This is a genomic window from Singulisphaera rosea, from assembly GCF_054877945.1.
Genome location: NZ_JBTYIP020000042.1, coordinates 23,154 through 36,843 on the forward strand (window position 1 = coordinate 23,154; position 13,690 = coordinate 36,843).

11 protein-coding genes and 2 pseudogenes are annotated in these 13,690 nt (G+C 66.3%); 2 read left to right on the forward strand and 11 right to left on the reverse strand.

Translation table 11 applies throughout. The features are described 5' to 3' along the window. Positions 1–40 precede the first annotated feature (40 nt). A pseudogene (locus ACYOEI_RS37975) lies at positions 41–378 on the reverse strand (transposase). A gap of 131 nt (positions 379–509) precedes the next feature. Then, positions 510–806 (reverse strand): annotated as a pseudogene (locus ACYOEI_RS37980) (TetR family transcriptional regulator C-terminal domain-containing protein); the annotation flags it as partial. A gap of 433 nt (positions 807–1,239) precedes the next feature. Here ACYOEI_RS37980 and ACYOEI_RS37985 point away from each other — a divergent pair. Together ACYOEI_RS37985 and ACYOEI_RS37990 are read left to right on the forward strand one after the other, a co-directional pair. Beyond that, positions 1,240–2,532, forward strand: coding sequence for an aldo/keto reductase (locus tag ACYOEI_RS37985; protein WP_462855690.1), 1,293 nt, complete (start codon positions 1,240–1,242; stop codon positions 2,530–2,532). Positions 2,533–2,618: 86 nt separating this feature from the next. After that, positions 2,619–2,798, forward strand: a complete 180-nt coding sequence (locus ACYOEI_RS37990; protein WP_462855692.1) for a hypothetical protein — start codon at positions 2,619–2,621, stop codon at positions 2,796–2,798. 519 nt (positions 2,799–3,317) lie between these two features. On the opposite strand, the gene ACYOEI_RS37995 is transcribed toward ACYOEI_RS37990, so the two are convergent. The 9 genes from ACYOEI_RS37995 to ACYOEI_RS38035 all read right to left on the reverse strand — a co-directional run bounded on the left by ACYOEI_RS37995 (position 3,318) and on the right by ACYOEI_RS38035 (position 13,650). Beyond that, complete coding sequence (locus ACYOEI_RS37995) at positions 3,318–4,223, reverse strand: STM4011 family radical SAM protein (protein ID WP_462855745.1); 906 nt, start codon at positions 4,221–4,223, stop codon at positions 3,318–3,320. After that, positions 4,220–5,539, reverse strand: coding sequence for an STM4012 family radical SAM protein (locus ACYOEI_RS38000; protein ID WP_462855693.1), 1,320 nt, complete (start codon positions 5,537–5,539; stop codon positions 4,220–4,222). Before ACYOEI_RS38000 ends, ACYOEI_RS37995 begins: the two co-directional genes overlap by 4 nt. Further along, the gene (locus ACYOEI_RS38005; RefSeq protein ID WP_462855694.1) at positions 5,536–6,345 is read right to left on the reverse strand and encodes an STM4013/SEN3800 family hydrolase; all 810 of its coding nucleotides are present in this window, start codon (positions 6,343–6,345) and stop codon (positions 5,536–5,538) included. Before ACYOEI_RS38005 ends, ACYOEI_RS38000 begins: the two co-directional genes overlap by 4 nt. Continuing rightward, positions 6,342–6,989 carry an HAD family hydrolase gene (locus ACYOEI_RS38010; RefSeq protein WP_462855695.1) on the reverse strand — a complete coding sequence of 216 codons (648 nt, stop codon included), beginning with the start codon at positions 6,987–6,989 and terminating at the stop codon, positions 6,342–6,344. The genes ACYOEI_RS38005 and ACYOEI_RS38010 overlap by 4 nt, the downstream gene beginning before the upstream one ends. Beyond that, a complete protein-coding gene (locus ACYOEI_RS38015) occupies positions 6,986–8,146 on the reverse strand; it encodes an STM4014 family protein (protein WP_462855696.1) in 1,161 nt (386 codons plus the stop codon). Before ACYOEI_RS38015 ends, ACYOEI_RS38010 begins: the two co-directional genes overlap by 4 nt. Before the next feature lie 6 nt (positions 8,147–8,152). Beyond that, positions 8,153–9,094 (reverse strand): STM4015 family protein, encoded by a 942-nt coding sequence (locus ACYOEI_RS38020; RefSeq protein ID WP_462855697.1) that lies wholly within the window; start codon positions 9,092–9,094, stop codon positions 8,153–8,155. Between the two features lie 66 nt (positions 9,095–9,160). Continuing rightward, on the reverse strand, positions 9,161–10,723 hold the full coding sequence (locus ACYOEI_RS38025) for an N-acyl-D-amino-acid deacylase family protein (protein WP_462855698.1): 1,563 nt from the start codon (positions 10,721–10,723) through the stop codon (positions 9,161–9,163). Between the two features lie 397 nt (positions 10,724–11,120). After that, the gene (locus ACYOEI_RS38030) at positions 11,121–12,230 is read right to left on the reverse strand and encodes a TlpA family protein disulfide reductase (protein WP_462855699.1); all 1,110 of its coding nucleotides are present in this window, start codon (positions 12,228–12,230) and stop codon (positions 11,121–11,123) included. A 166-nt stretch (positions 12,231–12,396) separates the two neighbouring features. Beyond that, positions 12,397–13,650 carry a pyridoxal phosphate-dependent aminotransferase gene (locus ACYOEI_RS38035; protein WP_462855700.1) on the reverse strand — a complete coding sequence of 418 codons (1,254 nt, stop codon included), beginning with the start codon at positions 13,648–13,650 and terminating at the stop codon, positions 12,397–12,399. Positions 13,651–13,690 lie beyond the last annotated feature (40 nt).

Below are 13,690 nucleotides of genomic sequence, written 5' to 3' on the forward strand. Positions count from 1 at the left end.
GTCCTCCGCTACCCATTGATCGTAGATCATAAAATATCAATCACTCGTCCCCACGGTCCCCCGTGGGAATGCTGTCTTCGGACGCTCTGCGTCCTCCGTCCGGCTCCGTCCCGTCTTGTCGCCGGATGTACTCCATGATCGCCTCGTCCGTCACGTTACCGCTTGACGCCACGAAGCACCCTCTCGCCCACAAGTGGCGTCCCCAATACTGCTTATGGAGATGCCGGAACTCCATGAGCAGCCTCCGCGACGTCTTTCCCTTTATGTCCCGCATGATCTTACCTCGCCGACCAAGACGCCCTTGCGGTACTTGGTGATCCAGACGAAGTGATACTTCAGGTCAAAGCGGCTATGCGGTCCGGTCCGGTAGTGTTCCAAGCCGCGCCAGCATAGTCGAACGCCGCAAAACCTAATGGATTCGCCTGAAGGCGAGGGTTTTTGACTCGTTGCAACTATAATTAATTATATAAATGATTTTGAAATATAACAATCATCACTGTAATATCAATTTAACAATCAAATATAACGAGAAACCCGACCAACGGCGTGTCGAGCATTTCCGGAGTCTCCTGGGCGTTGACCTGGGCATTACGGATCGAGAGTATCTTTACTGCATCAAACGGGCTGATTAACATGCTGGCGGCCTGATGCGGATCGAGCGCCGGGTCGACATACCCGTCTTTCCGCGCCCGCTGAAGCCGTCCGGCCAGGGGTTCCTTCATCCGTTCGGTATGCCGCCTTACGATTCTTTCCATCGCGGGATTGCGCGCGGCTTCGGCAAGGATTTCGATTTCGATCGCGATTGCACGTTCGCCGCCCGCGGCTCTCTTGCACGAACCTTTGCAGCTCGGGCTTCAAAGGAGCGAGCGGATCAGCGGCATCTTCCAGCCGGGCGAACTCGGCCGCCGCTCGGTTTCGGAGATGGAAGTGCCGCGAAATCCACTACGGGCGAAACATCGACGCGTGGCTTCGAGTATCTCTGTTCTCTTCGTTCCATGTTCCTCCGGATTGACCTTGCGCATGGGCTCTCCCAAGAATGTAGCGGTCAACCCAGTTAATTCGCTTGATTCGGCCGACAGTGCCATCTAACCCCAATTAGATGGAACGATCAACCTAAGGAGAGGGCCGCCGCCTGGCGGAAGCCCGGCGCGAGCGGATCCGTGGAAAAGGTTCGACGCCAGCCCCGGCCGGATCGGCCGCCGACCGGGGCGCATCCTATCCTACGGGGAGCCAAACGAGATGAGCGAGCACGATCGTCCGCAAGTCGACCGTCGAGAGTTCCTCCAGGCCGGCGCGGCCGTCACCGCCACCTCCGCCCTGACGCTCGGCGGCGGCACGACCGGCCAGGCCCAGGAGAACGCCAATCCGACCTTGCCGACCCGCAAGCTGGGCAAGACGGGCGTCGATGTCACGATCCTCAACGTCGGCACCGGCGGTTGGAGGGGCGCGGGGGGCGCGCAGAGACTGCTCCGGACCGCCTACACCCAGGGCATCCGCTACATCGACACCGCCAAGGCCTACGGCACCGAGCCCGAAGTCGCCCGCTTCCTCAAGGCCGTGCCCCAGGCGAAGAAGGACACCTTCATCGTCACCAAGGACACGCCCAGGGCTCCCAAGGAACTGATCACCCAACTCGACGACCGGCTCCGCACCTTGGAGCTGGACACCGTGGATATGTTCTTCTTCCACGGGCTCGGCGACCATCACGACACGGCCACCTGCCTCGAGTTCCTCAAGGGCAAGGAGTTCCGCGAGACGGCCGACGCGATCAAGAAGTCGGGCAAGGCGAAGTTCATCGGGTTCTCGTGCCACAACAAGGACCTGGCGATCATGCTCGAGACCGCGGCCCAGGCCAACGTCGTCGACGCGATCATGGTCAAATACAGCGCCTTCACCCCGAAGGACCACGCCTTCAACAAGGCCCTCGACGCCTGCCATGCCAAGAACATCGGCCTGATCTCGATGAAGCAGCTCCTGGGCTCGACCGAGTTCCTCGGGAGTCTCGAGGCCTTGTTCAAGAGGCAAGGCCCCACGGTCTCGGAGGCGGATCGGCTCAAGGCCATCGCCGAGAAGATGCCCGCGTCCCTCAAGGCGAAGGGCCTGGCCCCCTACGAGATGCTCCTGCACGCGATCTGGTCCGACGAGCGGATCTCGACCTGCTGCGTCTCGCTGAAGAACGTCGACCAGATCAACGAGGGGGCCCACGCCGCCCGGACCTTCGAGCCGCTCAAGGCCGCCGAGCTCGACGCGATCCGCGACCTCTACCTGGCCTCGAACCCGACCCACTGCGCGAGCTGTGACGGGTCGTGCGCCCGTGCCGCCGGCACCACGGCCGAGCTCGGCAACCTCGCCCGATACTACGCCTACCACGAGCACAGCGGCGAGCGAGCCGAAGCCCGCCGCCTCTACGCCGAGATGGACGAGCAGTCCCGAGACTGGAAGGGTGCCGACCTCGCCGCCGCCCAGGCCGCCTGCCCCAACCACCTCAACTTCGCCGAGCTGCTCCCGAAGGTCGACGAGTCCCTCGCCTGATCGGTCTGGGATCGGAGATCGCGAACGAGACGGCCCGGGGCGCTCGCCCCGGGCCGTCGCCTTTCAAAGGCCGGTGCGATCGGTGGATGATCCACCCGACGTCGCCTACCGCCTCGGACCAGATCACCGAACGGCTGGCCGAGCACGGCTTCGGCGGCCTGGCGAAGGCCGTCACCGCCCCGCTCGACGAGGTCATGAAGATCGGGCGGTCGCATCCCTCGGAATGGGTCTGTTCCCGTACGAGGCACCGGCCCTCCGACTGGTGAGTACGGTGCTGATGGAGACCAGCGAAGGCTGGGAGTCAGGACGCGGGCACTTGACAATGGAGCTCGGCTAACCCGCTCGCCTTCCGTAATCGGCGGGACGCGGAGTTCCTGAGCGAAAAATCCCTGGCCCTCGCCGATTGGGACGCCCTCCAGGTCTGGTGGCTTCGGGGATAGCCCCTCGGGCGCGGGCATGGCCACGAACCCCTCAATGGATCGAAGGGGGACGAGGAGGGGGTGGCCGAGACGGAGCGGAGCGACGCCCCGGCCCGCGAGACGTGCAGGAGTCCCGGGGCTTCGCTCCATTCCGACCCGCCCACCTCGGGTCATGATGAAATACCGCGAAGACCAACTCGAAATTCTATACCAACAGCGACTCATGTATAAAGAATAGCACAATTCTCAGAAATATAACCCTAAATTCGTTATGTCCCCTTTTCTGGTCCCTATTTATTATCGCATGTCGACCTTAACGACTTCTCAGTCGATCCTCCGGCCTCGAGCCTAGCTTATCGCCAAGGGTCATCCGCCCGACTGAGAGGCGTTGCCGCGACGAGCGTCGTCCTCGCGCGACCCCGGAATCGCCCGGGGGATCCGTTCGAGGATCCCCGGGCCGAAGGCGGTGGAGAGGCCAAGATGATCGAGGTGGACGTAGCCGATGTGGCACGAGCAGGTGGCGTTGGAGCACGGGCGTTCGACCAAGGCCGATTCGAATCCGGGCTCGTAGAGGTTCCCGATCGGCTCTCGGATGAAGTGGCAGCGGCGGATGGTACCGTCGCCGTCGACGGAGATCACCGAGCGCCCGGCGCGACAGGAGCGGCCGAGGCTCGGGTGTCGGACGTTGTTGATGGGGAAGAGGGGGTCGATCGCTTCGAATTGCCGGAGGTCGGCTTCGGTGTAATACGAAGGCTCGCGTTTATAGGCGTTGATCCAGAGATACACGTGGGGCGGCAACTCCCGGCGCAGGGCCTCGGCCTCGGCGAGGTTTTCCTTCAGGCCCACGACCCCGACGCTGAATCGGATGTCCCAGGCGTCGAGCTGGCGGCATTTCGCGAGGAACGCGAGTCGGTCGGTCTGCGAGGGGTGGAAGGTCGTCCACAGGGCGAGGCGACGGGGGTCGCAGTCGCGGGCCCAGTCGAGGGGGCAGGCGAGGTTGGTCTGGATCGCCGCACGGTCGACGTGGGGCAGGGCGGTGAGCCGGGCGAGGGACTCGCGGTACCAGCGGCGAGTCAGGGCTTCGCCCCAGGGGGTGAAGAGGATCGCGATGCGGTCAGCCTCGCGGCCCGAGACCCAATCGGTGAACCGTTCGAGGGCCCGCCGGTCCTTGGCAAGCTCGGAGGCGGTCTCGTGCCGCTTGGCGAAGGGGCAGTAGTCGCAGCCGTAGTTGCAACTGGAGAGCGGACCCCGATACAGGATCGACAGGCTCAGCGCCACGAGTAATCCTCCGACAACCGCATGGCCTTCTCCGAATACAGCCAGGGCCCGATCGCGTCGGAACGCTCGAGGCCCGAATCGGTCAGGACGAGTTTTCCCAACCTCCTCGACGCGAGCTCGAGCTCTTCCAGTTCGTGCAGTTCGGGGAAGTCTTCGATCGGCGCAGTGCCGAATCGCCGCGCATAGTCGGCGAAATCAAGCCCGTCTTCCGAGAGCAAGGACTGGAGGATGTCGCGTCTGCGGCGATCCTCGGGGTCGAGGTGATAGCCGTGGTCGGCCAATTCGAAGGCCGAGTCGGGGCGGGCGACGTAGGCGTCGATGATCGCGCGGACTCCTCGGGCGCCGACGGCGTACTCATTCGCGTAATGGAGTGTCCGGGTGTAGGAGCGGGCGCCACAGCCGAGGCCGATCATGCCGTCTTCCTGGCAACGGTAGGGGGGGCCGGAGGGGGAAGGGGCCTTAGGGGAGCGGAACTGCCGCATCGAGGATTGAGAATAGCCTTCGGCGAGGAGCAAGCTGCGGGCCTCGCGGTAGCAGGCCAGGCGGAGGTCATCCCACTCGCGTCGGGAGCGGTCCAGGCCCGTGAGCGGTCGGACGTAGAGGGGATAGAGGTAGAGCTCTTCGGGCGAGAACCGGAGCGCCTCCGTCACCGAGGCGATCCAACTCGCGACGGACTGGCCGGGCAGCCCGTAGATCAAGTCGATGTTCAGGGTCGGGACGGCCGACTCGCGGATCAAGTCGAGGGCGCGGACCACCGCGCGGGTTGTCTGCGGGCGATAGACCGACGCCGCTTCGGCCTCGTCGAACGTCTCGACCCCGATGCTGATGCGATCGACACCGCGGGCGCAAAGCAGGGCGAGCCTGGCCTGGTCGACGGTTTCCGGCGAGACCTCGACCGAAGTGGGAGTCGCCTTGAGGTCGACGCCCATCATCCTCTCGGCGAGGTCGAAGACATGCCTCAGGCCATCCACGTCGAGGTACGTGGGCGTCCCGCCGCCGAGGGCGAAGCGCGCGAACTTCGCGTCACCAAGGGCCTCGCGAACCCGTCCGGCTTGCCTCGTCAAGGCATCGAGGTAGCGACTCACGAGCCCGGCGTCGGCCCCGGCCCTGGTGAAGAGGTTGCAGAACCCGCAGCGCATCCCGCAGAAGGGGATGTGGATGTAGAGGAAGAGGGCGTGTCGGTCCTCGGCCTCCCAGAGCGGGCCGAGCGGGACGGCCGGCTCGAGGGGCCGGTACGCCGTCTTGTGCGGATATGAGTACGAATACGCCTGGTAGGGCGACCCCTCGATCAACGATTCCCGGGCGGTCATGCTCCCCCCTTGGGCAAACGGAACTCCGCGTAGGGGACCGTCCAGACGACGGGATGTCCGAGCCGATGCCCCTCGTAGCCGCCTTCGCCGTAGGCGGTGCCGTGGTCCGAGCAGAGGATGCCGTAGAGGGGGCCGCGACTTCGGAACGCGTCGATGAGAGCCGGGAGCTGGTGGTCGACATAGGCGAGCGCGGCGGCGTGCGACTCGATCGAGTCCCCCGATGCCCCTTCGAGGTAGAAGCGATTCGGCTGGTGCACCGCCGAGACGTTGAGGAAGAGGAAGATCCGACGTCCCTTCGGTTGTCGGGCGAGGCATTCCACGGCCAGCGTCACCTGGTTCTCGGTCGAACGGGGATCGGCCACGCCGAGCGTTGGGGCCCAGTGGCTCTCCGCGAACAGGCCGGGGAGGACGCTGCCGAGCGGGCTCTGCTTGTTGAAGAAGCCGACGCCGCCGATGCAGATCGTGTGATACCCCCGCGCCGCGAGCCCGGAAACGATGTCGGGAGCCTCGAAGACGCAGGTCGAGTCGCCGATGGTCTCGCTGCCCGGGAACCGGACGGCGAACGGGCGAGCGTGCTTGCCGGGAGCGACCGGCGTGGGAAAGAACCCGGAGAAGAACGCCTGGTGTGCGGCATAGGTGAAGCTGCCGGGAGTATGACGCTCCTCCCACCCGGTGTTCCCGAGGAGGGACGCGAGGTTGGGAGTCCGACCCGATGCGAGCGAGTCGCGCGCGACGTCGTAGCGGAGCGTGTCGATCGTCAAGAACAGGATGTCGTGGCTGCCGATCAACTCGTCGGTGCGGATCATCGCAGGGCACCCGGCAGGTCTTCGATTCGATCGATCGTCAGGGAAGGGCAGGGAAGTCCCTCCGGGAACGTGCGGCCGTCCGCGACCCAGCACGTCGCGATCCCGACCCCGGCCGCCCCCGCGACGTCGAGGACCGGGTCGTCGCCGATGAAGAGGGCCTCGACGGGCTCACATCCGACCCACTCCAACGCTCGACGATACAAGGCCGGCGACGGCTTGGCGACGCCGACTTCCCCGGAGATGAACACACCCCCGATCAGGCCCGCCAGGCCCGAGCCTTCGAGCTTGGCCCGCTGGACCTTCCCGGAACCGTTGCTCACGACCGCCAGGCGATAGTGGTCGGCCAGCTCGGCGACCATGCGCGTGATCGCCGGGTCGGGCCGAACCATCTCGGGCAGGCGACGCGTGAACTCGCGGGCAACCTCTTCTGGGGTGAGCCCAAGACCCGGGAATGCCTGGGCGACCTCCCTCGCGAAGGATCGGAAGTCTCCCTCCCGTATCGTCGTGATAGGATGAGCTTCCTCCACAACCCCATGCGGGAAGGCCTCGGGATGGTGCTCCGCCAGGCTGAGGAGAAACCGGCGTCGGATCGCATCGAGGTTGATCAGCGTCCCGTCGAGGTCGAGGAGGAGGGCCCGGATCATGCCTCCCCCTCTCGCGACGCGCCAAGGATCGCCCGAATCTCGGTCGTGTAGGTATCGAGTCCCTGGTGGAGGACGCCGGGGAGGAGGTCGCCGAACGCATTGATCTCGAGCACGGCGTGGGGACGATCGCCCCGGGCGATGACGAGGTCGACGCCCGCGTAGGAGCATCCCTCGACCGCCTGCGCCGACCGCTCGCACGACAGCATCGCCGCGCTCCAGACGTCGGGCGCGATCCTCGTCCGGAGCGCATCGAGGTCACCCCGGGCATTCTTGAGGTGGAGGTTGGTCATCGGGCTCCGGCTCAACCGAACCACGACGTGCTCGGCCTTGCCGGCGATCACGACGACGCGGAGGTCGAACGCCTGACCCGAGATCCCCGCCTTCGGGATCCACTGCTCGACCTGGACGCCTTCCCCGGCCAAGGCATCGATCAGCGCGACGATCTCGGCCTCCCGATCATAGCGTCGGATCCTCCGCGAGTTGTAGAGCCAAAGCTCGCCCCCCTCGCGGGTCATCTCGACCGTCGTGAACGCCTGCTGACGGCCTGGCCCGCACTCGAAGGCCACGACGCCCGAGGCCGACGAGCCGTGGGCGAGCTTGACGAAGACTCGTCGGATCCCGGTGCGTTCCATGCCTTCTTTCAACTCCTCGTAGGAGCGAACCGGTCCGAGGGAGCGAGGGACCGCAATCCCGAGGGCCTGGAAGCGGCCATGGCAGCGTCGCTTGTCGAACATGAACGCGATCGCGTCGGGCCGGTTCATGACGGTGTGAGGGGCGTTTGCCCGCTGGCGCTCGATCATCGCGAGCACCTCGAGAAAGCCGAGATACCACTGCCTCGGGAAGAAGATTCGGCCGCGATCGAAGCCCAGCCGATAGGCCTGCTCGCGGCCGACCCGCGCCGGCCCGGACTCGTCCTCGACGTCCGCGCCGGCCGCCAGGAGGGCACGCTCGACCTCGAAATCCTGGCCGGGCGACTCGATCCGGAGGACGGCCCCCTCGACGAGGACCTGCTCAAGCGTCACCCGGCCGGCGATGAGATCAAGATACGGGACGAGGACCGCCGGCGCCAGGCCGAGGCCGGCCAGGGCCTGCTGGAAGAGCTCGACCCGACGACTTGTCGGGTTGCCCACGATCACGAATCGAGGAGTGGAGGGCATCGGCCCTCATTCCGAGACGGCGATGTAGCGATGGACCTCGCCATTGTATTCCTCGGGCTCCTTCCGGTCGTCGGCGTCGACTTCGATCCCGAGCGCCGTCAGGCGTTCGACCCATTCCTCGGAAACATAGTGGTGGTGGATGTCGAGCTTGTCGAGCGAGGCGACGGCCGGGCTCTCGGCGAGGGCCCGGGCCCCTTCGTCGCTGAGGTTGCCGAGAGACAGGTCGAGGATCTCGATCCAGCGCAAGACCGGGGATCGGGCCACGGCCTTGGCGATCTCATCGGCGATCTCGGCGTCCCGCAGCCCCAGGTAGGTGAGGCTCAAGAATCGGTCCCCGGAGAGGATCGGGGCGAGGTCCTCCGCAGTTGCATTGCCACCGTAGTAGTCGCTTCCGAGCCAGAGCTCGAGGTGCTGGAGCCGGGGGAGGTCGGCCTTCGCGACGGCCCGCACGACCTCGGCCCCGAGCCCGCCGGTCTCAATGATCAACGTCGTCAGCGACGGATGGCGAACCGTGCCCAGGGCGAGCCCCGAGCCCCCTCGGACGCGCAAGGTCTCGAGCGCCGGGTAGGCGTCGAGCAGGGGGGTTACGTCGGACTGGGCGATCCAGGAGATCTCCGCCTCCTCGGCCACGATGTCGCCGAGGAAGAGCGAACGGAGTTGCGTCAGCTTCCCGCTCGCATCAGCCAACGCCCTCACGATCGATCCCGAGTTGTTCGACGTGTCGTAGACGTCTTCCCAGGCCCCGATGACGAGCGTGGTGATCTCGCCGGCCCCGGGATCCTCGAGAAACCGGGCGATGAGTGCCACCATCGTCGCGCCGGACTCGGACGCGTCGTAGTCGAGCCGAAGTCGATAGGCAATGCCCGACGGGTCCTCGATCCCCTCGTCGGGGTCGAAATCCTTGACGGGCAGTCCCGCGAACTCATCGAGGTTCTCTTGGATCGTCACTATCGATACTCCGAAGAGATCGGGAGATCAATCCGCGGCGCGACACGACCTGCGGCCGCCGAATAATTAGCCCCTGCGGAGGGCCCGGCCGGGGGTGGCGCCGGTGGGCTCGCCGTTCTCGAGGGCGAGGGTGCCGTTGACGAAGACATGGTCGACGCCTTCGGCGTAGGTCCGCCCTTCGGCGTAGGTGGAGCGGTCGGTCACGGTCACCGGGTCGAAGATAGCGATGTCGGCGACGAACCCGGGGCGGAGGATCCCCCGGTCGTTGAGCCGGAACCGCCTGGCCGCGTGGGTCGCGAGGTGGGAGATCGCCTCGGCCCAGTCGTAGTCGCCGAGCTCTCGGGTGTGCAAACCGAGGTAGCGGGCGAAGGCACCCCAGCCTCGCGGGTGGGGGTGACCGCCGCAGTAGATTCCGTCGGACCCGGCCATGTGCGCGGGGTGCCGCAAGATGGCGCGGACGTCGGCCTCGGTCCGGTCGCCGTGCCGGACGGCGATGACCCCGACGGCCATCCCCGAAGCCACCAGGCTCTCGCAGACGAACCGGCCCGGCGTCATCCCGGCCCGCTCGGCGGCCTCGGTGACCTTCAGCCCTTCGGCCCAGCGCCAGTCGGGGTGGGCCGTCATCGTGATGGCGGTCGTCTCGAACGGGTAGGGGCCGTCGGTCGGGAACCACTCGCGATCGAGCCGGTCGCGGATCGCCGGGTCGGCGAGCCGCTCCACGGTCTCATCAATGCTCCCCTCCTGGACCCAGGGCGGGAGCGCCACCATCCCGAGGATCGTGCTGCCGAAGAGGTACGGGTACGAGTCGTAGGTCAGGTCGAGCCCCATCGCCCTCCCCTGGTCGAGCATGGGGAGGAGGAGGTCGGCCGGGCCGTTGAAGTGCGAGATGTGCGTGGCGACGCCCGAGGATTTGGAGATCTCATAGACCTCGTTCATCCCGATCGCGGCCCTGACCCCGTAAGCGCGCATGTGCGTGACGTAGACCCCATCATCGGGGACGATCGCCTCGCACAAGGCGGAAATCTCCCGGGCGTCGGCGTAGCGGCTCGGGATGTAGTCGAGCCCCGTCGACAGCCCGATCGCCCCCGCCTCCATCCCTTCGCGGACCACCGCCTGCATCGACTTGAGCTCGCGGTCGGTGGCCGGCCTCGGGTCGAGGCCCATGACCTCGATCCGGACGTTCCCGTTGGGGATCAAATACGCGACGTTGATCGCCGTCTTGCGGTCGAACCGGGCGAGGTACTCGGCGACCGTGGACCAGTCGTACTCGATGGAGGACGGGTTGCCGTTGAACCCGGCCGTGTAGCGCCTCATGTAGTCGAGGGTCGCCGGGGACGCGGGCGCGAACGAGCTGCCGTCCTGGCCGATGATGTAGGTCGTCACCCCTTGCTTGAGCGCCGGCAGGTGGACCGGGTCGGCCAGGAGCATGGCGTCGCCGTGGACGTGGGCGTCGATGAAGCCGGGGACGACGTAGCGTTCGGTCGCGTCGACCTCTTTTGACGCGGTCGCCCCCTCGAGCCGGCCCATCGCGCCGATCATCGTGTCGAGCAGGCCGACGTCCGCTTTGTACGGCGGGCCGCCCGTGCCGTCGATCACCCATCCGTTCCTGATGATCACGTCGAAATTCAACGGTCGCTCGCTTGCCTTCGTCGGCGCTAGGGGAGGGGGGTCACCGCGAAGGACGAGGAGCCATCCCTCGTCACGGCCCGCGGCCGGCACGGATCAAGGCCCCGGTCGGGGAAGACCCCGAAGAAAATCGCGGACGAGTCGCCGGACGATTTCTTCATGACTTTCCCCTGGGACCTGCGCGGAGTGGACTTCCCCATCCGGCCGTTCCGCCGGGGAGGGCGGCCCGAAGCCTGGGGATTTGCGAATCGGATTCACTCTTGGGGCATCGCATGGGGGGACGCTTTGATGAAGTCCGAGCGTCCGTTGACGTTTTACCATCACCGTCCCCGCGACGTAAAGATGCCCCCATCCCGTCGTGGGGACGCGAGCGGCTCCGATCCTCCCTGGAGGCCCAGTGTCAACGCCGGGGCGACTTCTTGGCCCGTTCCAGATATCTCGGGATCAAGTCCTCGAGCTTGCCGCGGGCCTTCGTGTCCGCCAGCTTCCCCTCGGCGTCGACGAGGAAGACCGTGGGGACAGACTTGACCTCCCACGCCGCGCTGAATTCGCTCTTCCAGCCGTTGCCCTGATAATACTGCGGCCAGGGGATCTCGTTCGACTCGACGAAGTTGATGAGCTGGTCGTAGCCCCCCGCGTCCCTCGGCTGGTCGAGGCTCACGCCGATGAACTCGACCCCCTTGCTCCGATACTTCTGATAGAGCGCTTTCATCTTGGGCATCTCGGCCACGCAAGGGCCGCACCAGGTGGCCCAGAAGTCGATCACCACCACTTTCCCTTTCAGGGCCTGCATGGTAACCCTCGAGCCCGAGCTCGCCTCGATGAACGCCAGGTCGAACGGCTTGCCGATCCCTTCGGCCTGGACTCCCGTCCCCGCGCCCCCCTTGGCCTCCCTGATCTCTTTGATGTCCTTGGCGTAGGACGTGTCGGGATACTCGTCGGTCAACCTCTTGGAAAGATTGGTCTGCATCTCCGAGTCGGGGAGGCGGTCGACCAGACTGGCGAGGAGCATCGCTCCCCGATCGTCCTTGGGGTCGCGACGAATGAAGTCGTCGATCGAGGCGAGGAGAACGTCGGGACTCGTGCGATCCTTCCGAAGCGTGAGCGTTGCCTTGATAAAAGCGGCCTCCTTGAGCAACGCCTCATTCTTGGCGTCGGCGAGGACCCCCGCGACCTCCTTGTCGAGCGCCGCGGCCTTCTTCGGGTCGGTCAGGAACAGGTCCCAGCGACCGGCCATGAGGGTCGCGACCTCCTCATGCTCGGGGTGGGCCCGGTAGAGCTCCAGCGCGAGGTCGCACTTGCGGGTCAGCGCCTTTTGCCGCTTCAGCCGGGCCTCGCGGACCGACCTGGCCGTCTTGCGCTTGGCCGCCCCCGCTTGGGGAATCTCGACGGCCTTGAAGTCCTCGAGGATCTTCTCGGCCGGACGATCCTCGGCGAAGACCGCCCCCGCGACCAAGAACCAGGTGCCCAGCGCGAGCGTGCCGCATTTTCGAGCGAACGGTCCGGCCATCGATCCCTCCGGGAGAGTTTGCGGTCCGATTCGTGGTCGCACCGTGAGAAGTCGCCCGCTCGTCTCCGACCAACCCTCCGGCACGGATGGGATCCAACAATGTTACCGCGTCTTCCCGCCGGAGGCCATTCCGCCCGTCCGCGAGGACCGAGAGTCGACCGCCACCTCAGTAAGGCGTGGCAAGCTTGAACTGGGGATGCGTCGAAAGGAACCGCGCGACGCGATCGGTGCGGGTGAGGGCTTCGGGGAGGAACGCGAGGGCCTGGTCGATGCGTTCGTCGGCCTCGGCGCAACTGAAGCGGAGGAAGCCCTGGCCGGCGGCGCCGAAGGATTCGCCGCCGAGGCAGGCGACGCCGAAGGCGTCGTCGGCGCCTTCGAGGAGGTAGAGGGCCAGGCCGTGCGAGGTGATTCCGAGGCGGTTGCAAACGGCCCGGACGTCGGGGAAGACGTAGAAGGTCCCGACGGGAGGGGCGACGCGGAAGCCGTCGATCTTGGCAAGGCCTTCCGCGAGACGCTCGACCTTGCGGCGGAACCGGCCCATGTAGTCGTCGCGGGTCTCGGCGTCCTGCTCGAGTGCGGCCAGGGCCCCGCGCTGGACGAAGAGTGGACTGCACGAGGACGTGGTGTTGATCAGCTTGCCCATGGCCTCGACGACCTCGGGGTGCGCCACGGCGAAGCCGATCCGCCAGCCGCTCATGCTGTAGGACTTGCTGAAGGTATAGGCGGCGACGGTGTGCTCGAGCATCCCTGGCAGGGCCCCGATCGACTCGTGGCGGCCTTGCCAGACCATGTGGCAATAGGGCTCGTCGGAGAAGACCATGACCTCGGTGCCGCGCACCAAGTCGGCGATCGCCTCGAGGTCGGCCCGGGTCGCGACGCCGCCCGTCGGGTTGTGGGGCGAGTTCAGGAAGATCGCACGGGGCTTAGGATCGTTGGCGAGGAAATCGGCCACGGCCTGGGCGCGAGGGCGGAACTGGTCCTCCGCACGGAGCGGCGACAGGACGGCGCGGGCTCCCCGGCGGTCGAGGTTGGGGACGTACGTCGGGAAGTGCGGGCTGAAGACGAGGACGCCGTCGCCGGGGTCGAGGAGCGCCTCGGCGAAGAACTGCTCGAACGGCTTCGCGCCCGAGGCGACGACGACATGCTCGGCCGAGACGTCGAAGCCGAACTCGGCGTTCACGAACCGGGCGGCGGCGGCCCGGAACTCCAGGAGGCCGAGGCTCGGGCCATAGCCGGTCTGATTTTCCTCGATCGCCTTTATGCCCGCCGCCTTGGCGTGCGGCGGGCTGGGGAAGGGGCTGTCGCCGATCTCGAGCTCGACGACATCCTTCCCCTTCGCCTTGAGCGCCCGGGCCATGGCCAGGACGGTGAAGGCCGTCTCGGCGGTCAGGTTCCGGGCCAGCGTGCTGAGTCTCACCATCGATCCGCCCCCCTCGTCGTGCCCTTCAGAAGACGTCGCC